This window comes from Amycolatopsis sp. NPDC059235, from assembly GCF_042754125.1.
Taxonomy (GTDB): domain Bacteria; phylum Actinomycetota; class Actinomycetes; order Mycobacteriales; family Pseudonocardiaceae; genus Amycolatopsis; species Amycolatopsis albidoflava.
Map to the genome: position 1 here is coordinate 22,163 of NZ_JBHZAG010000022.1, position 23,097 is coordinate 45,259.

At 69.4% G+C, this 23,097-nt stretch carries 25 protein-coding genes; 10 read left to right on the forward strand and 15 right to left on the reverse strand.

The genetic code is table 11. The features are described 5' to 3' along the window. Positions 1-23 precede the first annotated feature (23 nt). A complete protein-coding gene (locus tag ACFXI3_RS16760) occupies positions 24-470 on the reverse strand; it encodes a MarR family winged helix-turn-helix transcriptional regulator (protein ID WP_378400222.1) in 447 nt (148 codons plus the stop codon). Positions 471-571: 101 nt separating this feature from the next. Here ACFXI3_RS16760 and ACFXI3_RS16765 point away from each other — a divergent pair, with 101 nt between their 5' ends. After that, on the forward strand, positions 572-1,786 hold the full coding sequence (locus tag ACFXI3_RS16765) for an amidohydrolase family protein (protein ID WP_378400223.1): 1,215 nt from the start codon (positions 572-574) through the stop codon (positions 1,784-1,786). 74 nt (positions 1,787-1,860) lie between these two features. On the opposite strand, the gene ACFXI3_RS16770 is transcribed toward ACFXI3_RS16765, so the two are convergent. From ACFXI3_RS16770 to ACFXI3_RS16790, 5 genes are all read right to left on the reverse strand, one after another. Beyond that, positions 1,861-2,406: a dihydrofolate reductase family protein gene (locus ACFXI3_RS16770; RefSeq protein WP_344271761.1), complete on the reverse strand. Its 546-nt coding sequence runs from the start codon at positions 2,404-2,406 to the stop codon at positions 1,861-1,863. A gap of 86 nt (positions 2,407-2,492) precedes the next feature. Then, positions 2,493-3,530 carry an LLM class flavin-dependent oxidoreductase gene (locus ACFXI3_RS16775; protein WP_378400304.1) on the reverse strand — a complete coding sequence of 346 codons (1,038 nt, stop codon included), beginning with the start codon at positions 3,528-3,530 and terminating at the stop codon, positions 2,493-2,495. Beyond that, positions 3,530-4,042 carry an SRPBCC family protein gene (locus tag ACFXI3_RS16780; protein ID WP_344271758.1) on the reverse strand — a complete coding sequence of 171 codons (513 nt, stop codon included), beginning with the start codon at positions 4,040-4,042 and terminating at the stop codon, positions 3,530-3,532. Before ACFXI3_RS16780 ends, ACFXI3_RS16775 begins: the two co-directional genes overlap by 1 nt. Before the next feature lie 138 nt (positions 4,043-4,180). Further along, positions 4,181-4,684, reverse strand: coding sequence for a helix-turn-helix domain-containing protein (locus tag ACFXI3_RS16785; RefSeq protein WP_093573414.1), 504 nt, complete (start codon positions 4,682-4,684; stop codon positions 4,181-4,183). A 40-nt stretch (positions 4,685-4,724) separates the two neighbouring features. Further along, complete coding sequence (locus ACFXI3_RS16790) at positions 4,725-5,114, reverse strand: cupin domain-containing protein (protein WP_344271752.1); 390 nt, start codon at positions 5,112-5,114, stop codon at positions 4,725-4,727. A gap of 52 nt (positions 5,115-5,166) precedes the next feature. Here ACFXI3_RS16790 and ACFXI3_RS16795 point away from each other — a divergent pair, with 52 nt between their 5' ends. The 3 genes from ACFXI3_RS16795 (at position 5,167) to ACFXI3_RS16805 (ending at position 8,510) form a co-directional block, all read left to right on the forward strand. Further along, positions 5,167-6,132 carry a helix-turn-helix domain-containing protein gene (locus tag ACFXI3_RS16795; protein ID WP_344271749.1) on the forward strand — a complete coding sequence of 322 codons (966 nt, stop codon included), beginning with the start codon at positions 5,167-5,169 and terminating at the stop codon, positions 6,130-6,132. A 230-nt stretch (positions 6,133-6,362) separates the two neighbouring features. After that, complete coding sequence (locus ACFXI3_RS16800; protein WP_378400224.1) at positions 6,363-7,541, forward strand: lytic transglycosylase domain-containing protein; 1,179 nt, start codon at positions 6,363-6,365, stop codon at positions 7,539-7,541. 75 nt (positions 7,542-7,616) lie between these two features. Continuing rightward, positions 7,617-8,510, forward strand: a complete 894-nt coding sequence (locus tag ACFXI3_RS16805; RefSeq protein WP_378400225.1) for an SDR family NAD(P)-dependent oxidoreductase — start codon at positions 7,617-7,619, stop codon at positions 8,508-8,510. 125 nt (positions 8,511-8,635) lie between these two features. Here the strand turns inward: ACFXI3_RS16805 and ACFXI3_RS16810 are convergent, their stop codons facing one another. Then, positions 8,636-9,439: a TetR/AcrR family transcriptional regulator C-terminal domain-containing protein gene (locus tag ACFXI3_RS16810; RefSeq protein ID WP_378400226.1), complete on the reverse strand. Its 804-nt coding sequence runs from the start codon at positions 9,437-9,439 to the stop codon at positions 8,636-8,638. A 120-nt stretch (positions 9,440-9,559) separates the two neighbouring features. Between ACFXI3_RS16810 and ACFXI3_RS16815 the strand changes: the two genes are divergently transcribed. From ACFXI3_RS16815 to ACFXI3_RS16830, 4 genes are all read left to right on the forward strand, one after another. Next, on the forward strand, positions 9,560-9,973 hold the full coding sequence (locus ACFXI3_RS16815; RefSeq protein WP_378400227.1) for a DUF1992 domain-containing protein: 414 nt from the start codon (positions 9,560-9,562) through the stop codon (positions 9,971-9,973). A gap of 193 nt (positions 9,974-10,166) precedes the next feature. Next, complete coding sequence (locus ACFXI3_RS16820; RefSeq protein ID WP_378400228.1) at positions 10,167-11,297, forward strand: metallophosphoesterase; 1,131 nt, start codon at positions 10,167-10,169, stop codon at positions 11,295-11,297. Between the two features lie 119 nt (positions 11,298-11,416). Beyond that, positions 11,417-12,217: an alpha/beta fold hydrolase gene (locus ACFXI3_RS16825; RefSeq protein ID WP_378400229.1), complete on the forward strand. Its 801-nt coding sequence runs from the start codon at positions 11,417-11,419 to the stop codon at positions 12,215-12,217. 36 nt (positions 12,218-12,253) lie between these two features. Beyond that, positions 12,254-12,910, forward strand: coding sequence for an HAD family hydrolase (locus ACFXI3_RS16830; protein ID WP_378400230.1), 657 nt, complete (start codon positions 12,254-12,256; stop codon positions 12,908-12,910). 115 nt (positions 12,911-13,025) lie between these two features. Here the strand turns inward: ACFXI3_RS16830 and ACFXI3_RS16835 are convergent, their stop codons facing one another. Next, entirely contained in the window at positions 13,026-13,484 is a 459-nt protein-coding gene (locus ACFXI3_RS16835; protein WP_378400231.1) for an NUDIX domain-containing protein, read from the reverse strand. A 139-nt stretch (positions 13,485-13,623) separates the two neighbouring features. Between ACFXI3_RS16835 and ACFXI3_RS16840 the strand changes: the two genes are divergently transcribed. After that, positions 13,624-14,067 (forward strand): DoxX family protein, encoded by a 444-nt coding sequence (locus tag ACFXI3_RS16840; RefSeq protein ID WP_344271723.1) that lies wholly within the window; start codon positions 13,624-13,626, stop codon positions 14,065-14,067. A gap of 30 nt (positions 14,068-14,097) precedes the next feature. Here ACFXI3_RS16840 and ACFXI3_RS16845 read toward each other — a convergent pair whose 3' ends face one another. The 6 genes from ACFXI3_RS16845 to kynU all read right to left on the reverse strand — a co-directional run bounded on the left by ACFXI3_RS16845 (position 14,098) and on the right by kynU (position 20,059). Then, positions 14,098-14,697: an ATP/GTP-binding protein gene (locus tag ACFXI3_RS16845; protein ID WP_009082429.1), complete on the reverse strand. Its 600-nt coding sequence runs from the start codon at positions 14,695-14,697 to the stop codon at positions 14,098-14,100. Next, entirely contained in the window at positions 14,678-15,049 is a 372-nt protein-coding gene (locus ACFXI3_RS16850) for a DUF742 domain-containing protein (protein ID WP_344271717.1), read from the reverse strand. The genes ACFXI3_RS16845 and ACFXI3_RS16850 overlap by 20 nt, the downstream gene beginning before the upstream one ends. Continuing rightward, on the reverse strand, positions 15,049-15,465 hold the full coding sequence (locus ACFXI3_RS16855) for a roadblock/LC7 domain-containing protein (protein ID WP_009082431.1): 417 nt from the start codon (positions 15,463-15,465) through the stop codon (positions 15,049-15,051). Before ACFXI3_RS16855 ends, ACFXI3_RS16850 begins: the two co-directional genes overlap by 1 nt. Then, positions 15,465-17,990: a nitrate- and nitrite sensing domain-containing protein gene (locus ACFXI3_RS16860; protein ID WP_378400232.1), complete on the reverse strand. Its 2,526-nt coding sequence runs from the start codon at positions 17,988-17,990 to the stop codon at positions 15,465-15,467. The genes ACFXI3_RS16855 and ACFXI3_RS16860 overlap by 1 nt, the downstream gene beginning before the upstream one ends. Positions 17,991-18,366: 376 nt before the next feature. Next, entirely contained in the window at positions 18,367-18,657 is a 291-nt protein-coding gene (locus ACFXI3_RS16865; protein WP_344271708.1) for a hypothetical protein, read from the reverse strand. Between the two features lie 211 nt (positions 18,658-18,868). Continuing rightward, the gene (kynU, locus tag ACFXI3_RS16870; protein WP_378400233.1) at positions 18,869-20,059 is read right to left on the reverse strand and encodes a kynureninase; all 1,191 of its coding nucleotides are present in this window, start codon (positions 20,057-20,059) and stop codon (positions 18,869-18,871) included. Between the two features lie 145 nt (positions 20,060-20,204). On the opposite strand from kynU, the gene ACFXI3_RS16875 reads away from it, so the two are divergent. After that, complete coding sequence (locus ACFXI3_RS16875; RefSeq protein WP_378400234.1) at positions 20,205-22,031, forward strand: AMP-dependent synthetase/ligase; 1,827 nt, start codon at positions 20,205-20,207, stop codon at positions 22,029-22,031. Positions 22,032-22,181: 150 nt separating this feature from the next. On the opposite strand, the gene ACFXI3_RS16880 is transcribed toward ACFXI3_RS16875, so the two are convergent. Continuing rightward, the gene (locus ACFXI3_RS16880; RefSeq protein WP_378400235.1) at positions 22,182-23,069 is read right to left on the reverse strand and encodes an SDR family NAD(P)-dependent oxidoreductase; all 888 of its coding nucleotides are present in this window, start codon (positions 23,067-23,069) and stop codon (positions 22,182-22,184) included. Positions 23,070-23,097 lie beyond the last annotated feature (28 nt).

Sequence of the window (23,097 nt, forward strand, 5' to 3'; positions counted from 1 at the left end):
CTACGCCGGCGCACTGAGACCCGTCAGTCCCTGCTCGCCGCCTGTTTCCTCGACCACTCCGCAGCATCGGCGCCATACCGGGTCAACAGCCGCGCGAACTGGACCTGTTCCTCCGCCGACCAGCCAGCCGTGATCTCCTCGAACGCCTTTCGCTGTTCGGCGGCGAAACGTTTCCGTTCCGCCTCGCCCTGCTTGGTGAGTTCGAGAACCGTCCGGCGTCCATCAGTCTGCGATGCCGCCCGGCGCAGCAACCCGTCGGCGATGCACGCGGCGACAGTCCGGCTGGCCACCGGTTGCGCGACCCCCATCTCGACGGCGAGCCCGCCGACTGTCGTCTCGTCCGGCGCGTCGGCGATCACGTTGAGCACGAGATTGCGGGACAGGTCCTTGTTCGACGCCGGGGTGCGCCGCCGCAAGCGGGACAGGGCCGGGCCGATCTGGTCCAGCACCGGGTCGGGAGAGCTGCTCATGCGCTTGATCCTAGGCCGCACCAGCCCATTTGCATACCCGAGAGCAAGTACATAGCATTAGGTATGTAAATACCCGATGCAAGGAAACGAGACGAACCGCCATGACACTCACCGCCATCGCCAACGCCCGGGTCTTCGACGGGGAGAAGTCCCTCGGCGTGCAGACCGTGGTCCTCGACGGCACGCGGATCGCCCAGGTCGGCGGCGAGATCCCCCAGGGCAGCGAAACCGTCGACGGCACTGGCGCGACCCTGCTGCCGGGGCTCATCGACGCCCACGTGCACTCCGCCCCGGGCTCGCTGGCGCTGGCCCTGCGGTTCGGGGTCACGACCGAACTGGAGATGCAGGGGATGAACACCCGGGAGAACCGGGGCCACATCACCGACGACGACACCGTCGCCGACGTGCGGTCCGCCGGTTTCGGCATCACCCCGCCCGGCGGTCATCCCAGCGAGCTGATGCCCGAAGGATTCCGGCCGAAGTGGGACCTCCCGCCGGTGATGCCCGTGATGCCGTTCTCCACCACGCCCGAGGAAGCGGCCGCCTTCGTCCCGCAACTCCTCGCCAGAGGCTCCGATTTCATCAAGTTCATGATCGACGACGGCAGCGTGGAAGGACATCCAGGACTGCCGTGTCTCGACCAGGCCACCGTGAACGCCGGGGTCGCGGAAGCCAAGAAGCACGGCGCTCTCACCGTGGCTCACGCGCTCACCGTGGAGGCGACCAAGATGGCCGTCGAGGCGGGCATCGACGGCCTTGCCCACGTCTTCATGGACCAGCCGCACACCGCCGAGATCATCAGCCTCGTCAAGGACGCGGGGATGTTCGTCGTTCCCTGCATCAGCCTCAACGCCTCGCTGATGGGGATCACCGGCAGCGCGCTCGCCGACGACCCCCGGGTCGCCGCGCGCCTCGACGACAAGTGGGAAGAAACCCTGCGCTCCAGCTACAACCGCTATCCGCAGGGCAAACTCGAAGACGTGTACGACACCGTGCGCGCGCTCGACGCCGCCGGTGTCGACGTGTTGGCGGGCACCGACGTATCCATGCCTGAGACGTTCTTCGGCGGCCTCGCGCATGGAGCAAGCCTGCACCACGAGTTGCAGTACCTAGTGGAAGCCGGTCTCACGCCCGAACGCGCCTTGCGGGCAGCCACCGCGACCACCGCCCGCCGCTTCCGCCTCAGCGACCGAGGCCGCGTCGCCGAGGGACTCCGCGCCGACCTTCTGCTCGTCGACGGCGACCCGACCAGCGACATCAGCGACACGCTCAACACCCGCGCCATCTGGCGTCGCGGCGCCCGTCTGGCGGAATGACCCGGAGATGCCCCGAATCCCGCTCGGCGAACCGAGCGGGATTCGGGGCCGCGCGGACAGTCCTCTTTGGACTGTCAGTCGTCAGAAGGCCGGTACACCAACCGCAGCACCCCGTTGCGGAACGCTGTCGTGTCGGTGAGCCGGAAGTCCAGCTGCGGTCCCTCCGCCGGGAACAGCCGCCGTCCCTTGCCGACCACCACCGGGTACTGCAGCAGGGTCAGCTCGTCCACCAGCCCGTGCGACAGGAGCCAGCGCACCAGCGTCGTGCTCCCGCTGGTCATGATGTCGCCGCCCTCGCTGGACTTCAGCTCCGCGATCGCCTCGCCGAGATCTCCCCGCAGCAGGGTCGTGTTGTGCCAGTCCGCCGCGGTCAGGGTGGTGGACGCGACGTACTTCGGCACGCTGTTCATGAACTCCGCGCCCGGGTCGTCCGTGCGGCCGGGCCAGGCCTCGGCGAAGCCCTCGTAAGTCACGCGGCCCAGCAACATCGCGTCGGCGTCCGCCATGCCGTCGCCCACCGCGTGTTCGAGCTCGTCGTTCCAGTACGAGAGCGACCACTGGTCCGGCGCCTCGACCACGCCGTCAAGCGAGACGAACAGGGTGGACACGATCTTGCGCATCGAGCGACTCCTTGGTGTTCGGGATCGCCGACACTATGGCGCAGCCGGACCCGCCGACGCAGCCGGTTGGCCCAATGCTTGGTCTGTCAGGGCACTTCCGTTACCAACTCGAGTGCCCGGCCGAGCGTCGCGAGCCGGTTTTCCAAGGTGTCGCCCGCCGGATACAGCCGGACCGTGTCGACTCCGGCGGCGCGCCACACCTTCAGCCGCGCGCGGACCATGTCCTCGGTGCCGATCAGCGTCGTCGCGAGCACCATCTCGTCGGTCACCAGCCCGGCCGCGCCGTCGCGATCGCCGGACTGCCAGCGTTCCCGCACCTCAGCGGCGACCTCGGCCCAGCCTTGCCTGCCGTAGGCGTCGTGGTAGAAGTTCGTGCTCGCCGAACCCATGCCGCCCAGCGAAAAGGCCAGTTCCTTCTTGCGCCCGGCGACCATGGTCCGCAGTTCGTCCTCATCGGACGCGAACGCGACCTCCGCGCCTTGGCACACCACAAGATCGCGGCGGCTCCGGCCGGCTTTCGCGAGCCCGGCGTCGAGGTGACGGAAGTAGGCGTCGGCGCCTTCCGGGACGAAGCTCGTGCCCAGCCAGCCGTCGGCGAGTTCGCCGGTGAGCTCCAGCATTCGGGGCGACAGCGTGGCCAGGTAGATCGGGATGTTCTCGTTCGGTTTCGCCGACAGCCGCATCGGGCGGGATTCGCCGGGCAACGGAATCTGGAAAGCCTTGCCGGCGAAGGAGATCTTCTCTCCGGCGAACGCGCTGCGAATGATCTGCACGGTCTCGCGCATCCGGGTCAGCGGCCGCGCGAACGGCACCCCGTGGAGCCCCTCGATCACCTGCGGGCCGGACGGACCGAGCCCCAGCGCGAACCGTCCGCCGGACATCTCGGCGAGCGTGAGCGCGGCCTGCGCGAGCGCGACCGGCGTGCGCACGCCGAGTTGCATGATGCCGGAGCCGAGCCGGATCCGGTCCGTGCGCGCGGCGAGGTAGCCGAGCACCGAAGGCGCGTCCGAACCCCACGCCTCGGCCACCCAGCATTCGTCGAGACCCAGTTTTTCCGCCTCCAGCACGAAATCCCGGGTTCCGGGCCAGCCGGACGACGCCTCGACGGTGGTGGCCGTGCGCATCATCCGGCGGTCTCCACGCGGTCCTTGATCGCGCCGAGCGTGGCGGTCATCGAGGCCTCGAACTCGCTCAGCCGGACGTGCACGATCTTCTGTTCCTTCTCCGGCATCCGCGCGATCACCTCGGTCACGCCGGACGGCCCCGGTCCCATCTGCGCCCACTGCGTCAGCCGCGTGCCGCCGTTCTCCGGGGCGAGGGTGAACCGCCAGACCGCGGTCGGATTGGCCGGATCGGTGACCGCCCAGGCGAAAACGCGCGGTTCCTCGCATTCGACGATGTAGGACGTGGTTTCCCAGTCGCCGCGCATGTCGTGGTGGTTATGCCCGACGAAGGACCGTCCGAGCGCCGGCGCCGAGCCCTCGTCGCACCACCGGACCGACTGCAGTTCGCCGCTCAGCTCCGGCATCAGCACAACGTCCGAGGCGAACCGCCAGACCTGCTCGGGCGAGCCGTCGATCCACGCGTCCACCTGCACAGTCGGGGCGTCCGCGTACCGCGCGCCGGTCCACTCCATGGCGAGTCCTCCTCCGTTGGCGTCTCGACCAGCATAGTTGCGTAACAAGACTAACCATGTCAATCACGGGGGATGCCCAAAAGCCGTGAGGGGAACCCTGAGGGACTCAGAGTCCCTCAGGGTTCCCCTCACGGACGGCTACTCCTGGGGCGCGAACCGCGCTTGGACGTCGGGGCGCTGCGAGAGGCGTTCGGGGAAGCCTGGGCCCCGCCGCATTCGGGTGTCGTCGGCGGATAGCGGCTCGCCGCAATCAGCGCAGACGACGGTCGCGGTCGTGTCGTGCCCGCAGGCGTCGTGGTGCAGCACGATCGGCGGGCCTGCTTCGGTGGCCAGCCACCGGTCGCCCCAGGCCGTCATCGCGGCCAGCACGCTCCAGAAATCGCGGCCCTTCTCGGTGAGCACGTAGTCGTAGCGCACCGGTTCGGCCTGATAGGCGCGCTTCTCCAGCAAACCCTCGTCGACCAGCCTGCGCAGCCGGTCGGCGAGGGTGTTGCGTGCGATGCCGAGCGCCTGCTGGAACTCGTCGAAGCGGCGGACGCCGTAGAACGCGTCCCGCAGCACCAGCGGCGTCCACCAGTCCCCGAGCAGGTCCATGGTCCGGGCGATCGAGCACGGCCACTGCGCGAAGGAAGTGCGTTTCATGACGGCGAGGATACGCCGTCCCACGGTGCAACCCAGCAGGTCAGACGCGATGCCCGACGGTCACGTCGACAGTGTCGGGCACTTCCTCGTGCTCGTCGCCGACCGAAAGCGTCCCGGACGGCTCCACCAGAAGCACCACCGCGCCCTCCTTTGACGACGGCTTGTGGAACGTGCCGCGCGGGACCACGAACCCCTGCTCGCGCGTCAGCGTCACAGTCCGTTCGCCGTCCGCTTCGCGCAGGCCGATCTCGATGCTGCCGTCGAGGACAAGGAAAAACTCGTCGGTGTTGTCGTGCTTGTGCCACACGTGTTCGCCGGCGAACCGGGCGAGGCGGATGTCGTAGTCGTTGACGTTGGCGACGATCCGCGGGCTCCACGGAGCGTCGAATCCGGCGAGCACCGCCTGCAAATCGAGGGGCTGAGTTGTCATGGGTTCGATCTTGGGCCTGGTTTCCGGCGGCCGGGAGTGCTAGGAATCGCACATGTCGAAAGGATCCTCGCACCGCGTCGTGATGATCGCCGGCGACGGCTCGAACCCGTTCGAGATGGGCGTCGCGACGGAACTGTTCGGCTTGCGCCGGCCGGAACTGCCGACGCCGTGGTACGACTTCGCGCTCGCGGCGCCCGGCGGGCAGGCCCGGATGCACCTCGGGTTCTTTACTCTCGCCGACGTCGCCGGTCTCGAAGCGGTCGACGCCGCGGACACCGTGATCGTGCCGAACCGGCCGGATCCGCAGACCCCCGCCGACCCGGAGATCATTGCCGCGATCCAGCGAGCGGACGCCCGCGGCGCGCGGCTGATGAGCTTCTGCACCGGCGCGTTCACCCTCGCTCAGGCGGGCGTGCTCGACGATCGCCGCGCCACCACGCACTGGCAATGGGCCGAGGCGTTCACCGCGCGCTACCCGCGGGTCCGGCTGGAGCCGGACGTCCTCTTCGTCGAGGACGGCACAGTTTTCACCGCCGCCGGAAGTGCGGCCGCGCTCGATCTGTCGCTGTATGTAATCCAGCGTGACCACGGCGCGGAAATCGCCAACGCGGTGAGCCGTCGCCTCGTTTTCACCGGACACCGGGAAGGCGGCCAGCAACAGTTCGTGGAACGCCCGGTGCCGGAGATTCCGGACGCCTCGCTCGCGCCGGTGCTGGAATGGGCGCGGCAGCACCTCGACCAACCGCTCACGGTCGCCGATCTCGCCGCCCGCGCGGCGACCAGCGCCGCGACGTTGCACCGCCGGTTCCGCGCCGAACTGGGCACGACGCCGCTCGCCTGGCTCACCGCCGAACGCGTCACGCTGGCCCGGCGCCTCATCGAGCGCGGCGAACATGGTCTGGACCGCATCGCCGCCCGCACCGGGCTGGGCACCGGCGCGAACCTCCGGCTGCGGCTGCGCAGGCACACCGGGCTGTCGCCGTCGGAATACCGGAAACGATTCGGCCCGGCGGCGTAAATCGCCCCCGGGTCCGCTGTGGTCCACTGTGGACCCGACGAACGGATTACTCCATTCGGCCTATTCAGCAAAATCCCGGTTAAGCACCGATGACCGGAACCCACCGAAGGTTTTATGCCAGACGAACGAAAGTTGGCCGGAACGGACAGAATTCCGGCGACCCCTCACCGGATCGCGCACAGATCCGCTAGCTTTGGCCGCAGACCGGCCGAACGAACGGGGAGACACGCATGGCCAGACGCCGCCCGCAGGGACGGAACGCCCGGAGCCGGGCTTTCGCCGCCCTCGCCGGAGGCGCGCTCGTGGTGCTGCCGACGGTGACGTCGTCCGGCATCCCGGTGGCGTTGCGCGCCGCGGAACCGCCGTCTGCCGCCCAGCCCGCGCCGAACTTCCCCGGCCTGCCGCCCGGCATCACACTCCCGCCGATCGGCGTGGACGGCAGCCTCCCGCAGCCGCCGGTCCCGCAGGCGCTCGGCGTTCCCGGCTACCCGAACGGCCCCGGTTCGGCCACCACCGCCGGTCCGCTCGGCATCCCGGAGAGCATGCTGCGCGCCTACCGCAACGCGGCCGACATCATGGCCCGCGAACAGCCCGGCTGCCACGTCGACTGGGCGCTGATCGCGGCCATCGGACGGGTCGAGTCGAACCACGCGCGCGGCGGCTACGTCGACGCCAAGGGCAACACCCTCGAACGCATTCTCGGCCCGGTCCTCGACGGTTCCGGCGGATTCGCCGCGATCCGCGACACCGACCACGGCCGCTACGACGGCGACCCGGTGTGGGACCGCGCGGTCGGCCCGACCCAGTTCATCCCGTCGACCTGGGCGTCGTATGCCTCCGACGGCAACGGCGACGGGATTTCCGACCCGAACAACATCTACGACGAGACCCTCGCCACCGCGCGCTACCTGTGCTCGGGAGGTCTGGACCTCTCCACCGACGCCAACCAGCGCCTCGCGGTGCGCCGGTACAACAACTCGCAGTCCTATGTGGACACAGTGCTGGCGTACGCGAACGGCTACCGCAGCGGCGTCTCGAACCTGCCGGACAGCAAGGTCCCGATCGGAGCCCCGCCCGGCCCCGGCGCGGTCGAAGCCGCCGCGGGCAGCCCGGCGGGCGACGTCGCCCCGCCCGTTCCGCCGCCGGTCGCCCCGGCCCAGCCTGGCACGCCGAACCAGCCCGGCACGCCGACGCAGCTTCCTGGCAGCAGCACCGCGCCGAGCAGCAGCACTCCCGCGAAGCCGACCAGCGCTCCGCCGACCACGCCTTCCAGCACCACGCCCACGAGCAGCACGCCGACCACCCCGACGAGCAGCACCACGCCGTCCAGCTCCGCCCCGGCGAACCCGGCCACGTCGACCACCACGACGACTTCCAGCACCACTACGGAGGCCGCGCCGACGCACTGACCGCGGCGTTCGTATAGTCCGGACCGACCGGAAACCGGACTGTTGGGGGCGATCGTGGCGTGGAATCCCCGGAACTTGCCCGACCTCGCCGGCCGGGTCTACGCGGTGACCGGGGGCAACGCCGGGATCGGCTACTTCATCACCGAGCAACTGGCCGCCGCCGGAGCCCACGTCGCGCTGCTGGGCCGCGACCCTTCACGGCTGCGCGCGGCCGTCGAGATGGTGCGCACCCGCGTCGGTTCGGCCTCGCTGAGCACGATCCCGCTTGACCTCGCCGACCTGGACTCCATTCCGGCCGCCGTCGACGCGCTCGGACGGCTCGACCGCGTGGACGCGTTGATCGAGAACGCCGGCATCACCGCGCCCGGCCCCGTGCGCCGGACCACGAAACAGGGCCTGGAGCTGGCGGTCGGCACCAACCACTTTGGCCACTTCGCACTCACCGCGCTCGCGATGCCGGTACTGACCGCCTCGGCCGCGCGGATAGTGCTGGCAGGCAGCCTGATCACCCGGATGTATCCGTACGACATCGACGATCTGCAGAGCTCGCACAAGTATTCGGACTTTCGTGCGTACGCGTTGTCGAAGCACGCCGTGCAGTCGTTCGCGATGGAGCTCGACCGACGGCTGCGGGCGGCGGGTTCGCCGGTGCAGTCGATCCTCGCGCACCCGGGGTTCAGCCTCGAACGCACCAGCCCCGCCCGGCCGGGAATCACCAAGCCGGTGCCGGTGATGCGGCTGCTTGCGCCCTACACGCACGGCAAGGATCACGGCGCTTGGCCCGCCGTCCGGGCCGCGATCGATCCGGCCGCGACCGGCGGTTCCTACTACGGTCCGGCGTTCGGCGGAGTGGGTCGGCCACGGTTGGGGACGGCGTTGGGCGCTTCGCGGGATGCGGCGCGGGGCGGTCGGTTGTGGACGCTTTCCGAGGAAGCGACCGGGATCCGGTTCGCGCTCGGGGGTTCCTGACTCGCCCGCAACTTGGATGGGTCTGCGAAGCCTTGACCCACAAGGGTTTCCACGTCGTAGGCGTCTCTCTCGGCGCATGATCGCCCAAGTGATGGCGACCCGGCAGGCGGAGCGAGTGCTTGAGCCTATTCGCCGACCTGGTCGATCCGGTCAGCGATCCCGTCGAGAAGCCGGTCCAATCCGAACTCCGACGCGTCCGACGCCTGCTTCGCGGAAGGCTTGTCGAACCCGCCCGCGAGCCAGGTCCGGTTCATCGCCGGATGGGATTCGACGTCGAAATACGTGTACCAGAACGAAGAACGCTGTCCCCACCACGCGTCGTTGGATTGCCCCGTGGTCTGTTCCAGATGGACACTCTCCGCTTCGGCCGCCGCGTTCGCGTCCACGTATCCGGCGACAGAACTAGCCGCCGCAACGACTTCACGTGCAGGCAAGCCCAGTCCATCCATAATGGACAGTAGATATTCCTGACCGGCCAGCTGTCCCGGACCGAGCGCGGGCCGGACCCGGGACCGCTCCCGCAGCCACGGATGCCGACGGTAAATATCGCGCGTCCGGTCGGCGTAGACGCGAACCTGCGCACGCCAGTCCTCCGGCCGAGGTTCGCCCGGGCCGGGGAGATTCCGTTCGAGGAGAACGGTGTCCACCATGAGGTCGATCAGTTCGGTTTTGCCGGGAACATAGGTGTAGAGCGTCATCGTGCCCACCCCGAGTTCCTTGGCCACGCGGTGCATCGACGTCGCGACAAGCCCTTCGGCATCCGCGACCGCGATGGCCGCCACGATGATCCGTTCGATGGTGAGCGTCGGGCGCCTACCGCGCGCTGAGGGTTCCGGGGCGCCCGTGCGGTCGCGCCACAACAAGGCGAGCGTGCGCGCGACTTCCTCGCGCGCAGCCTCGGGACCGTCGCCCTCCTGCTCGACGATCATCGCGTCCCCTCCCGGCCCTCCGTGCGGTCAGCGTGGGATCTTACCTGCCGTTTCAGGACCTTCGTCCCCTCCGCACCGGCGCACTGGCCGCTACGCTGGGCAGCGAGGGAGGTGGTTCCCGTGACGGAACGCAAACCACCGGGCGTGTCGTACGGCACCTGGGTCGACCGGCAAATCGCCGCCGCCGAATCCCGCGGCGAGTTCGAAGACCTGCCTGGAGCCGGAAAACCCTTGCCGCCGCCCACCGGCCGCGACGCGGCGACCGACTGGGCGATCCGCCGCGCCCGCGAAGGCGACCTCGACGTGTCCGCATTCCTGCCGCCGTCGCTCGCCCTGCCGAGGGAAATCCAAGACCTGCCGGGGAAACTGGCGAAAGTCCACTCCGAACGCAAGGTGCGGGAGATCGTCGAGGACCTGAACGACCGCATCCGCAAGGCACACGCGATGCCGCAAGACGGCCCGGTGCTGCGGGCCAGGCCGCTGGACGTGGAGGAAACGGTGGCCAGCTGGCGCGCGGGTCGCGGAGAATCCTGAGCCACGCGAAATCTGAGCAGCAGGTTGCCCGGTCGCGTGTCGGTTGACCGAATCCCCAGCGGTCGCAGGGCCCGCGACTTCACCCCCGTCGAACCGCTGCTGCCCGCCTCGCCCTAACCACCCAACGGCACCACCACGCCTACCTTCGGACTGCGGCTACGCTGGGTAGTACCTGGGCGAAGGGAAGAGAACCGTGGTTGGAGTTCGTCGGGTTGCCTTCGTGGTCGCCGCGGTGCTTTTGCTGTTCGGCGAGCCGTGGTCGGTGCTCGTGCTGCTGCCGGACTGGCCGGTCGCGGGCACCGTCGTCGGCACGGTTGTTTTCGGCGTGGCCGCACTGAGTTTTCCGGTGCTCATGGTGCTCGGGCACGGTCCGAAGCAGAGCGACGCCGCCGCGCGGATCGGGGACGTCACGCTCGGCACGGTCTGGGTGTTGTTCACCTGGAGCGTCCTCACGCACGTGCTGCGGCTGGTCCTGCTGGTGTCCGGAGTGGACGATCCCGCGCGGCCACGGATCGTAGCCGCGGCCACGCTCGCCGTCGCGGCGGTGCTGCTCGTCAGCGGGAACCGGATCGCCATGCGGGTGCCGCCGGTGAAGGCGGTCGACGTCGTGCTGCCGAAGCTCGGCCCCGGGCTCGACGGACTGCGCGTCGCAGTCATCACCGACACCCACTACGGCCCGCTCGACCGCACCCGCTGGTCCGAACGCCTGGTCGCCGAGCTGAACCGATTGCAGCCCGACGTCGTCTGCCACGCCGGGGACCTCGCCGACGGGTCGGTCGCCAAGCGGCGCAAGCAGGTCGACCCGCTCGGCGGCGTCCAGGCGCCGCTCGGCCGGTTCTACATCACCGGCAACCACGAGTACTTCGGCGAAGCCCAGGCCTGGCTGGACCACATGGCGAGCCTCGGCTGGGACACCCTGCACAACCGCTCGACCCTGATCGAACGAGACGGCGCCCGCCTGCTGTTCGCCGGCATCGACGACCCCACCGGAGCCGCCTCCGGACTGCCCGGCCACGGCCCCGACCTCGCCGCCGCCCTCGACGGCTCCGATCCGGACGTTCCCGTCGTCCTGCTGGCCCACCAGCCCAAACAGGTCGCCCAGGCCCGCGAGGAAAACGTCGACCTGCAGATCTCCGGCCACACCCACGGCGGCCAGATCTGGCCCTTCCACCTCCTGGTGCGCCTGGACCAGCCCACCCTGTCCGGTCTCACCCGGCACGGCCCGACCCAGCTGTACAACAGCCGCGGCTCCGGTTTCTGGGGCCCGCCGTTCCGGGTCTTCGCCCCCAACGAGATCGCCCTGCTGACCCTGCGCAGCGCCTAACCCCTCGCACACCCCCCTCGCCGTCACCGCGTGCCCCACCGAATAATTTTTTTGTCTTGACAACTCAATTAGTCGGATGCGAGAGTTCTTCCAACGGCACCACCCCGAGGAGGAACCCCATGCCCACCGTCACGTCCGCCGACGGCACCCAGATCGCCTACTCCCGCATCGGCTCCGGCCCCGCACTGGTCCTCGTCGACGGCGCGCTCTGCTACCGCACCTCGACCCCCAACGACGACCTCGCCAAAGCCCTCTCCGACCGCTTCACCGTCTACACCTTCGACCGCCGAGGCCGAGGCGAAAGCGGCGACACGAGCCCGTACGACGTCGAGCGCGAGATCGAAGACATCACCGCGCTGGCCAAAGAAGCCGGCGGAGAGATCTCCCTGTACGGCATCTCGTCCGGCGCCGCCCTGGTCCTGGAAGCCGCTCACCGCGGCGTGCCGGTGAAGAAGGTCGCGGTGTACGAACCGCCCTTCGTCGTCGACGGCACCCGCAAGCGAGTTCCCGCCGACTACCAGGCAAAACTCGAAGCAGCCGTCGCCGCCGGAAAGCCGGGCAACGCGATCAAGACCTTCATGGTCGAAGGCGTCGGCCTCCCCGCCCCGATGGTCTGGGCGATGCGCCTGATGCCAGCCTGGCCGCGCATGAAGCGCGTCGCCCACACCCTCGCCTACGACGCACAGATCATGGACGACAACCAGTCAGGCCGCCCGCTGCCCGAAGCCCGCTGGTCCGGAATCACCGCCCCCACCCTGATCCTCGACGGCGGCAAGAGCCCAGCGTGGATGCGCAACGGCGTCGCAGCGGCAGCAAGCCAACTGCCGCACGCCGACTACCGCACCCTGCCCGGCCAGACGCACCTGGTGAAGACCGCCGCACTGGCCCCGGTGCTCGCGGAGTTCTTCACCACGAACTGATCCCGCCGCCGGACCAGGTGAGGCAAGCTGCGAAACGTGGCTACGCGAGCATTGATCTTCGATTTCGACGGCACCCTGGCCGACACGGAAGCGGCGGTACTGCGGTCCTGGCAAGAAATGTTCGCCAGGCACGGAGTCGAACTGCCCCTGGACGTCTGGCACACAGTCATCGGCACCCAGAACACCGCCGCGACGATGTTCACACTCCTGGCCGAACAAGCAGCAGACATCGACCCGGAAACCCTGCGCCCCGCAATGCGAGAGCGAGTACACGAACTCCTAGCCGAAGACGGCCCAAGAGAAGGCGTACTCGACTACCTGAACGAGGCCGCCCGCCGCGGCCTGGCATTGGGCGTCGCCTCCAGCTCGTCTGGAACCTGGGTACACGGCCAGCTAGAACGCCTAGGCCTGGCATCCCGCTTCACCGCAGTAGAAACGGGCGACCGCCACAAACCAAAGCCGGACCCAGATACTTACCTGGCAGCCCTGCGCACCCTAGGCGTAACCGCAGAAGAGGCCCTGGCCTTCGAAGACTCCCCACACGGCGTAAGCGCAGCGAAAGCAGCCGGAATCACCACCATCGCAGTCCCCAACCCCATCACCGCAACACTGGACTTCGCCAAAGCAGACCTAGTCCTCCCCACCTTCACCACCACAACACTAAGCGCGCTACTGCAACAATTCGCCCAGTAACAACACCCAAACCGCACCGCTGCACCCAACTATCGAGGCACCCAGCCCCTCCCCCGCACCCCGATACGAAGCTCCCCTGCAACCACCAGCGATGTCGCCGCCAGGCGACGAGCAGTCACCCCAACTCACTCAACCGATCCAAAAACCCCCGCTGCCCCTTAACCAACTTCTCCCGAGCCACCTCGAGAGAAAACCACTCCACCCGATCCACCTCAGGAAACTCCCGCATCCGTCCAGACCGAGGCGGCCACTCCATCTCAAACACCCCCGGCACCACCTGAGCCGGATCAAGCTCCCCCTCCACCGCCCAAGCAGTCACAACCTTCCCGGACTGCCGAACTTCCCCCAACGCAACCCATTCCCCAGAAGGCACCGGCACCCCCAACTCCTCCTCAAACTCCCGCCGAGCAGCCACCTCAAGAGACTCCCCGTCCTCAACCTCCCCCTTGGGCAACGACCAAGCAGCCAAATCCTTCTTAGCCCAAAACGGCCCGCCCATATGCGCGAGCAACACCTCGACCCCAGCCGCGCCCCGCCGAAAAACCAACACCCCAGCACTACGCCTGACAACCATCCCCCCACCCTGCCAGCCCCCCACTGACCAGCCCAAACACCCCCACGGAAAAAACTTCCCGGCGATGTGTCGATCCAAGCCAACCCCATTCGACGCCTAGGCAGAAGCACCCCAACAGCCACCCGGGAAGGACCCCACCATGACCACCACCACCGCCCCGAAGACCACGGCGATCACCGAAGGCAAGAAGTCCCTGGCAGACCAGGCCCGCCCCACCGTCCTGGCCCTCTTCCGCGCCGTGGTGTCGTTCCTCTTCCTCTGCCACGGCCTGATGGGCTTCGGCCTCTTCGGCGGCATCGACAACGCGGGCGGCGCACTCCCGTTGGGCCAGTGGCCGGGCTGGTGGGCCAGCGTGATCGAGGTGGTCGGCGCGATCCTGGTCTTCGCCGGGCTCTTCACCCGAATCTCCGCGACGGTGCTCTCCGGCGTCATGGCCTACGCCTACTTCACCGTGCACGCCCCGGAAGGCCTTCTCCCCTTGCACAACATGGGCGAACCCGCCGCCCTGTTCGCCTGGATCTTCCTCACCATCGCCGTGGTGGGGCCGGGGGCGGCCGCACTGGACAACCTGCGCCGTCGCTGAAACCCGCGACAGAGCGGCAATCCCGGGAACCTAACCGGGGTTGCCGCTCACCAGCATCGCCCGCCCCAGCGCGTGCTCCATCAACACCGTCAGCACCTGCTTGGTCGAATCCCGCTCCCGCGCGTCGCACAGCAGCAACGGCACCTGCGGATCAAGATCCAACGCCCCGCGGACTTCCTCGGTCCCATACCGGTAAGCGTCGTCGAAGCAGTTCACGCCGACCACGAACGGCAACCCGCGCTGCTCGAAGAAATCCACCGCGGGGAAACAAGATTCGAGCCGCCGCGTGTCCGCCAGCACCACCGCGCCGAGCGCGCCTTCGGCCAGTTCGTCCCACATGAACCAGAACCGGTCCTGCCCCGGGGTGCCGAACAGGTACAGGATCAGCTCGGGGTTGATGGTGATCCGGCCGAAGTCGAGCGCGACCGTCGTGGTGGTTTTGCCCTCGACGCCGGACAGGTCGTCCACGCCCTCGGACGCGGCGGTGATCACCTCTTCGGTGCGCAGCGGCGGCACCTCGCTCACCGAACCGACCAGGGTGGTCTTGCCGACCCCGAAGCCGCCGGCGACGAGCACCTTCACCGCCTGCGCGGTGAGCGACCGGCGGGGCTCAGAGTTTCCGGATGCCATCGAGAACCGCCTGGAGTACGTGGGGGCTGGGGGCGTCGGTCACCGGCGTCGCGGTGCGGAAGAGCACGAGGTTGCGTTCTATCAAATCGCTCAGCAGCACCTTCACCACGGGCAGCGGCAGGTCGACGCGAGCCGCCACCTCGGCGACCGAAACCGGGCGCTGGCACAGGGAAAGAATGCGCGAGTACTCCGGTTCGAGGCCGGGCGTCTCGCTCGCGGTGCGCAGCGCGACGACGAGCGTGATGAGATCGAGCCCGCGCGTGTCGGACCGGGTCCGCCCGCCGGTGACGGCGTAGGACCGCACCAGCGGACCGGCCTCGTCCTCGTACCAGGACTCGCGGCCCTGCGCCATCACGGCGAGGTCCGCTGGACCGCTCCGGCCCGCGGCGCCGCGGTGAGCACCGCGCCGACCCGCTTGACCATCAGGTTCATCTCGTAGGCGACGAGCCCCATGTCCGCGTCGACCCCGGCCAGCAGCGCGAGGCAGGCGCCCCGGCCCGCCGCGGTGACGAACAGGAACGCGTGGTCCATCTCGACCATCGTCTGCCGCACGTTGCCGCCGCCGAAGTGCCGTCCGGTGCCGCGGGCGAGGCTCTGGAACGCCGACGCGACCGCGGACAGGTGCTCCGCGTCCGCCTCGGACAGGTTGCCCGACCGGCCGATCAGCAGCCCGTCGGCGGACAGCACCACCGCGCGGTCCGCGCCGGCGACCCGCTGCACGAGGTCGTCGAGCAGCCAGTCGAGCTCGTTGACTCCGTTGTTCGCCATCAGTCGCGATCTCCGTACCTGTTGTCGTGCCCGGGATCGGCCTCGCGGGCCCGCCGGGTGCCCTGCTGGAACGCGCTGAGCCGGGAGCGGGCCTCCTCCGGCGAATCCTCGCGGACGTCGTCGGATTCCGGGGCCGGCCGGTCACTGCGCAACTGCGGAACCAGGTTCTGCTGCCGTCGCCGCTGCGGAAGCGGCGGACGACCAGGCGGACGCGGCGGCGCGGCGCGGCCGTTCTCGACCGCCGGACGCGGCGCCCGGCCGTTGTCCGCGGGCGGACGCTGCTCGTGCTGCGGACGGGTTTGCTGCGGCCGGACCGGCGGCGCCTCGGCGACCGGACGCATGGCACGGCGGGTCGGCAACTCCGGCCGCTGCTGCTCCGGCGCGACCCGCGGCTCGGGTGCGACCCGAGGCTCCGGCGCGACCCGCGACGGCTGCGGCAGTTCCGCTTGCACTGGTTCCGGGCGCGACGCTTTCCGTTGCGGCAGTTCCGGCCGCTGCGGCTCAGCCCGCTGCGGTTCCGGCGCGGGCCGCGACGGCTCCACTGCGAGCCGGGACAGCTCCGGCGTCCCGTCCGATTCCGTGTCAGCCTCGGTGTCCGAAGGTTCCGTCTCGCTGATCGGCGCGAGCAAATCCTTGCGCACCAACACGATCGCCCGAGTTCCGCCGTACGCGGATTCGCGCAGGTGCACCGAGATCCCGTGCCGCGACGCCAGCCGCGCGACCACGAACAGGCCCAGCCGCGGTTCGTCGGACAGCGCCATGATCCCGAAGTCCGGCGGGTCGGCGAGCATCGCGTTGAACTCGTCGGCCTGCTCCTGCTCGATGCCGAGACCCTGGTCCTCGACCTCGATCACGACGCCCTTGCCGACGACGTTGCCGCGCAGTTCGACGCGCGATTCCGGCGGCGAGAACGACGTCGCGTTGTCGATCAGCTCGGCGAGCAGGTGCACGAGGTCGCCGACGACCGGACCGCGCACCGCGACCTCCGGCAGCTTCGCCGTCTTCACCCGCGCGAAGTGCTCGGTCTCCGCCGCCGCGCCGCGGACGAGCTCCACCAGCGACACCGGATTGCGCCACTGCCGTCCGGGCTGGCCGCCGCCGAGGATGATCAGGTTCTCCGCGTTGCGCCGCGCGCGGGTGGAGAGATGGTCGAGCCGGAACAGCGTGTCCAGCTGGTCCGGGTCCTCCTGCTTGCGCTCGGCGGCGTCCAGCACCTTCAGCTGGCGGTGCACGATGACCTGGCTGCGGTGCGCGATGTTGAGGAACACCGCCTTCGTGCCCTGCCGGGTCTTGGCCTCCTCGACCGCGGCGGCGAGCGCGGACTGCTGCGCCAGGTTGAACGCCTCGGCCACCTCGCCGATCTCGTCCGTGCCGTGGTCGAGCAGATGCCCGCCCTCGTCGAGGTCGACCGGTTCGCCCGCGCGCACCCGGCCGACGAGTTCCGGCAGCCGCACCTCGGCCGCGTCGAGGGTGTCCTCGCGCAGCCGGGCGAGCCGGGAGATGAAGCGGTTCGACAGCCGCAGCGCGATCAGCACCACGGCGAGCGCGAAGAGCACCGCCGCCGCGCCCGCGATGATCGAGTTCCGCAGGGTGTCGTCCGCGTCGGTGATCGCCGCGTTGGTCGCGTGCGCGCTCTGCGCGGCGAACATCGTCATCAGCGTGGTGGCGACCTGCTTGGCGTCGGTCCGCCACTGCTCCAGCGGCACCGGAAGCTGTTTCGCACCGGACAGCAGGGCGTTCTCGACCTGCGTCACGGTCGTCCACGCGGGACTCGAGACGAGCTTGTCGTAGTTCGCCCGCACCTCGGGCACCATCTGCGGCACCGACTGCTCGAGCTGCGCGTGGTACGCGCCGATCTGGCCGAGGTACGCGCGCTGCTCGTCGCCGGACAGCCCGCCCGAGGCGAGCCCGGCCGACGCCAGCGCGTCGCTGCGCTGCATTTCCTCGGCGGCGTTGAAAATCGGGATCGCGGACAGCCGGGCGTAGGCGTTGTCCGCGCCGCGCGCGGCCTGCGCGAGCCCGGCGACGCCCTGGGTGAACTGGTCGATGATCTGGTTGTAGAAGGAAAACACCTCGAGCCGCGGCACCTGGCCGGAGTCGACCTGCTGGCGCAGCTGCGGCAGTTTCGCTTCCAGCGCGGCGAACGTGGCGATGTTCTGCTTGACGCTCGCGGGCACGTTCGAGTCGCTCGCGAAGTTCCCCTGCAGCACCGAGGTGATCTGCGCGGCGGACGCGTCCGTCTTCGGCCGGGTGGCCAGCAGCGCGGCGCGCGCGGCGTCCTGTCCGGCGAGCACGCTCATCGACAGCTGGCGTTCCTGTTCCGCGGCGAGCAGGAACGGAATGCCGGGGCCTTCCGAACCGCGAATCTTCTGCGCGTAACTCCGCGCCTGCGACGCGTCGAAAATCAGGTATCCGGCGAGCGCGATACCGACGATCAGCAACGCCACGCTAGGAATCAACGCGATCGCGAGCACGCGAGAGCGAATCGAGGAGCCGCGGCCCTTTCGCCCGGAATTCTGCTTCACCGTGATCCGTTTTCCTTCCGGCACTGCTGTGGTATTCGGGTCCTCGGTGTTTTCGTTGCACCGGTCCGACCAGCCGGATCACAGTTCACCGTGGTCTGCGTTGCCCGCGACGACGGTAAGCAACCCGGACGGGCGAGTCAAGTCCGGACCCGCGTTGCCGTCATCCTCTTGTTACCTGCTAGTAACCCACTGCGGTGCTTGGAAAACTGATCACCACCGGACGTGACCTTGGTCGCACCGGCCGCGCCGCCGTCCGCCGGGAGCCCGCGCGTGAGGTCGGTCACGACCCGGCCCGCGCGAAAACTCACCGGAAACTCATGCGCATTTCCGCATCAGCGGCGGAATCGAACGGGAAACCGAGATCGATTTCCGGAATTCAGCGCCGGACGCCATTCGGCGGCCGGTGCGCGGAAAGCCGCGGGACCGGAGTCGGTTCCGTTTCCGGAGCGACCTCCGGACGGTCGCGCCGCAGCAGATCGTGCAGCATCTCCCGGCACGCCCACGCCAGCACGGCCACGGCCGCGATCAGCACCGCCACCAGCGTCGATTCGACCGGATAGCGCCCGATGAAGTCGCCGAAACGCGCGAGCAGGAAGCCGAGAGCCACGCCGACGAGCAGGGTCACGACATACGAGAGCGGCACTTCCCGACCGCGGGTCTCGATCATTTCGGCCCCTTCCGCCCCGGATTCGCCCGGCGGTACCGTTCCCCGGTCGGCTCCGGCCCGCGAAAAAACAGGCACCGAGCATACCCGCCGGGCAGCGCGCGGCGCCCCCGTCGATCACCCAAAGGGGCGAGCACGACACCGATTGTTCACCCAGGACCCGCGAATCCGGCCGGATCCCCGCGAATCCGCGGGGACATTGCGCGAATTCTTTTCAGCGCACCTCGCGCAGCACGGTCACCGCCCGCAGCACCTCGGCGTAAGTCGTGTACAGCGGGGCCAGCCCGAAGCGCAGCACGTCCGGCGGCCGGAAATCGCCGAGGACACCGCGTTCGTGCAGCGCGTCCATCGTCTGCTGCCCGCCAGCGTCGCGCACCGAAACCTGGTGTCCCCGAACGTGGTCGCGCGGCGTCGGAATGTCGGCTCCCGGCAGCAGTTCGTCCGCACACCGGAAGAAGAAATCGCCCAGTGCCAAGCCTTTCGCGCGCAATACGGAAAGGTCGACGTCGTCCCAGACGTCCAGTGCGGCGTCGAGCGCCAGCATCGACAGGATGTCCGGCGTGCCTGCCCGGGCGCGGGCGATCCCCGCGCTGCCGCGGTAACCCGGTTCCATTCCGAACGGATCCGCGTGCCCGGCCCATCCGGCCAGCGGCTGATCGAATTCCGCCTGATGCCGCTGTGCCACATAGATGAACGCGGGCGACCCCGGTCCGCCGTTGAGGAATTTGTACGTACAACCCACCGCGAAATCGACCTCGCTCGCGTCGAGCTGAACCGGAATCGCGCCGACGCTGTGGCAGAGATCCCACACCGCGAGCGCGCCGGCCGCGTGCACGGCCTCGGTGACCGACGGCATGTCGTGCAGCCGTCCGCTGACGTAGTCGACGTGATTCACGAGCACCGCCGCCGTCCGCTCGCTCACCGCGCCGGGCAGTTCCGCCACCGGCACGCGCCGCACGGTGTGCCCGGTGAGCCGGGCCGCCTGGTCGGCCACGTAACCGTCGGTGGGAAAAGTCGCCGCGTCGACCAGCACCTCGTCGCGGCCGGGATTCGCCCGCACCGCCGCGACGAGCGTCTTGAACAGGTCCACGCTCGTCGAATCCGCCACCACGACCTGTCCGGCGGCGGCCCCGATCAACGGCGCGATCCGCTCGCCGACCCGTTGCGGAGCCTCCCACCAGCCCTCGGTCCACGAGCGGATCAGCCGCCGCCCCCACTGCTGCCGAACCACCTCGGTCAGCCGCTCCGCGACGTGTTTCGGCGGCGCGCCAAGAGAATTCCCGTCGAAGTACGCGACTTCCGGGTCAAGGTCGAACTCCGCGCGTTTCGCGGCGAGCGGGTCGGCGGCGTCGAGCACGGCCGCCTCGTCGGCAAGGCTCTGGCCGCGCACAGCGGATTCGGTCATCGACGCTCCTCGGGTCCCGGTTCGCTCCCTTTCTAACAGGAGGCGGGCCGGTCTATCGAGCGCCGAGGCTGGCCGGGATTCTCTATCGGCCGCCGCTTCGACGACCTACAGTGACCTGACCAGGCACCACCGGAGGAGGTCAGCGTTGACCCAGTCGATCGCCGAACAAGCCGAGGGCCAGACCATCCCGTCGCTGCTGCGGCGCAATGCCGTCGAGTACGGGGACCGGCCCGCGCTCACCTCGCTCGATCTCGAAGGCCGTCCGACGCTCACCTGGAGCGAGTTCCGGACCGCGATCGCCGAGGTGTCGCGCGGGCTCGCCGGGCTCGGCCTCGCCGCGGGCGATCGGATGCTGATCATGGCCCCGAGTTCGCCGGACCACCTGGTCGCCGACCTCGCCGCGGTGCACCTGGCGGCCATCCCGTGCACGGCGTACGCGACGCTCAGCCCGGAGCAGATCCGCTACGTCGCCCGGCACAGCGCCGCGCCGGTCGTCGTCCTCGCCGGCGCCGACGAGCTGTCCCGCTGGCTCCCGGTGCTCGACGACCTGCCCGCGCTGCGCCGCGTGGTGGTCATCGACGAATCCTCGATCCCGGACGGCGACGACCGGTTCGTCGCGTACTCCGCGGTCCGCGAAGCCGGCCGCACCGCGCTCGCCGCCGACCCCGAGGCGTTCGATCAAGCGTGGCAGGCGATCCGCCCGGACGACCCGCTCGCGATGATCTACACCTCCGGCACCACCGGCGACCCCAAGGGCGTCGTGCTGTCGCACCGCAACGCGATCCACGAGGGCATCGCCGTGCACACTCTGCACAAGGCTCCGATGCACCCCACGAACATCGCGTACCTGCCGCTCGCGCACATCGCCGAACGCGAGCTGTCGATCTATCTCCCGATCGTCGCGGCGGGCCACGTGCACACCGTCGGCGATCCGTCCGGCGTGGTCGCGGCGCTCGGCCAGGTGCATCCGCAGAGCTTCTTCGGCGTGCCGCGGGTGTGGGAAAAGATGGTGGCGGGCCTGAAGAACATGCTCGCCGGCGTGCCCGAGGACCGGCGCGAGGCGCTCATTTCGGCGAACGAACTCCTGCAAGAGGGCTACAAACTCCGCAGCGCGGGCGAGGAACTGCCCGCCGATCTGGCCGAGCGCATCGCGAAGACCGACGAGACCGTGCTCGCGCCGGTGCGCGGCCTGCTCGGCCTTGACCAGCTGCACATCGCGTCCAGCGGCGCGGCCGCGCTGCCGCTGGAGGTGCTGTACTTCCTCGCCGGGCTGGGCGTCGAGATCCGCGAGGTCTGGGGCCTGTCCGAGACCACCGGCGCGGCGACCGCGAACAGCGCCGACGCGTTCCGCGCGGGCACCGTCGGGCGCCCGATCGACGGCGTCGAGGTGAAGACCGGCGAGGACGGCGAACTGCTCGTCCGCGGCCCGATCGTCTTCCTCGGCTACCTGCAGCCGGACGGCACGATCGAACCGGCCACCGACGCCGACGGCTGGTTCGCCACCGGCGACATCGGCACGATCGACGACGACGGGTACGTCACGATCACCGACCGCAAGAAGGAACTGATCATCACCTCGAGCGGCAAGAACATCGCGCCGACCCGGATCGAGGGTTTGCTGAAGGAACACCCGCTGATCGGCCAGGCGGTCGCGATCGGCGACGCGCGGCCGTACGTGACCGCGCTGATCGTGCTCGACGACGAGATCGCCCCCGGCTGGGCGGCGGCCAACGGCGTCGAAGCGGAGGGGATCGACGCGCTCGCCGCGCACGAGGCGGTCCAAGCGGAGATCGCCCGGGCCGTCGAATCAGCCAACAGCAGGCTCGCGCGGGCCGAGCAGATCAAGCGCTACCACGTGATCACCACCGCGTGGACGCCCGAAACCGGCGAACTCACCCCGACGCTCAAGCTCAAGCGCCGGGTGATCAACGACCGCTACGGCTCCGACATCGCCTCGCTCTACTCCTCGTGAGCGGCTAGGCCGGTTAGAACCGGCAACGCCACTCACGACGCCCATCGGAGCGAGGCCACCATTACCCGCCACGCCACCTCATAGCTGCACTCCTGGCCCATGCGCGGCTGTCTCGTGAGTGCTGATGCCGGTTCTAACCGGCGTCGCCACTCACGAGGCCTGCCGGGACCACTTGCGCAGCCTCGGCGGCACGCGCTTCTCCAGTCCGTAGTTCTCCAGGTGGGCGGAGAACACCTCGTCGAACGCCTGCTGCACGGTCTCGGTGTCCCAGTCCGGGCGCTCCAGGATCGGCTGCTTCAGGTACGGCTGCCCCATCACGTGCAGCTGCGGCCCGTTGCACCGGATCATCTGCCCGGTGATGCCGTGCGATCCCTCGCCGAGCAGGAACAGCACGAGCGGCGCGATCTTCGCCGGCGTCCGCTCGGGCGGGCACGCGCGCAGCGCCCGCTCGGATTTCCAGACCATCCGGGTGTGCGCCACCGGGCACACCGCGTTCACCCGGATCCCGGAATCGTCGAGGTCCAGCGCCCACGAATAGGTCAGCGACGCGACCGCGCCCTTGCTCGCCGAGTACACGCCGAGCTTGCGCTGCCCGAGCGACGCGCCGGAAGAAATGTTCACGATCGACCCGCCGCCGCCCGCGCCGACCATTGCCCGGATCGCGGCGAGCCCGGTGTACATCACGCCGAGCACGTTCACCTCGACCAGCTGGCGGGCCTGTTCCGCGTCGTCCTCCCAGGGCAGCGCCTCGTAGTTGAGCCCCGCGTTGTTGACCAGCCCGTCGATCCGGCCGAACTCGGCGACGCACTGGTCGACGATCGCCTGCGCCTGCGCCGGATCGGCCACGCTGTGCCCGTTCGCGACCGCGCGCCCGCCGTGGTCGCGGATCGTCTCCGCGGTGCGCTCGGCCAGTTCGGCGTCCACGTCGTTGACCACCACGGCCCCGCCCGCGCGCGCGACGTGCACGGCGAACGCCTCCCCGAGCCCGCGCCCGGCCCCGGTCACGACCACGGCCTTGTCCTGCAACAGTCTGTCCACGCTCACTCCCCGCTGGTGCGCCCGGCGC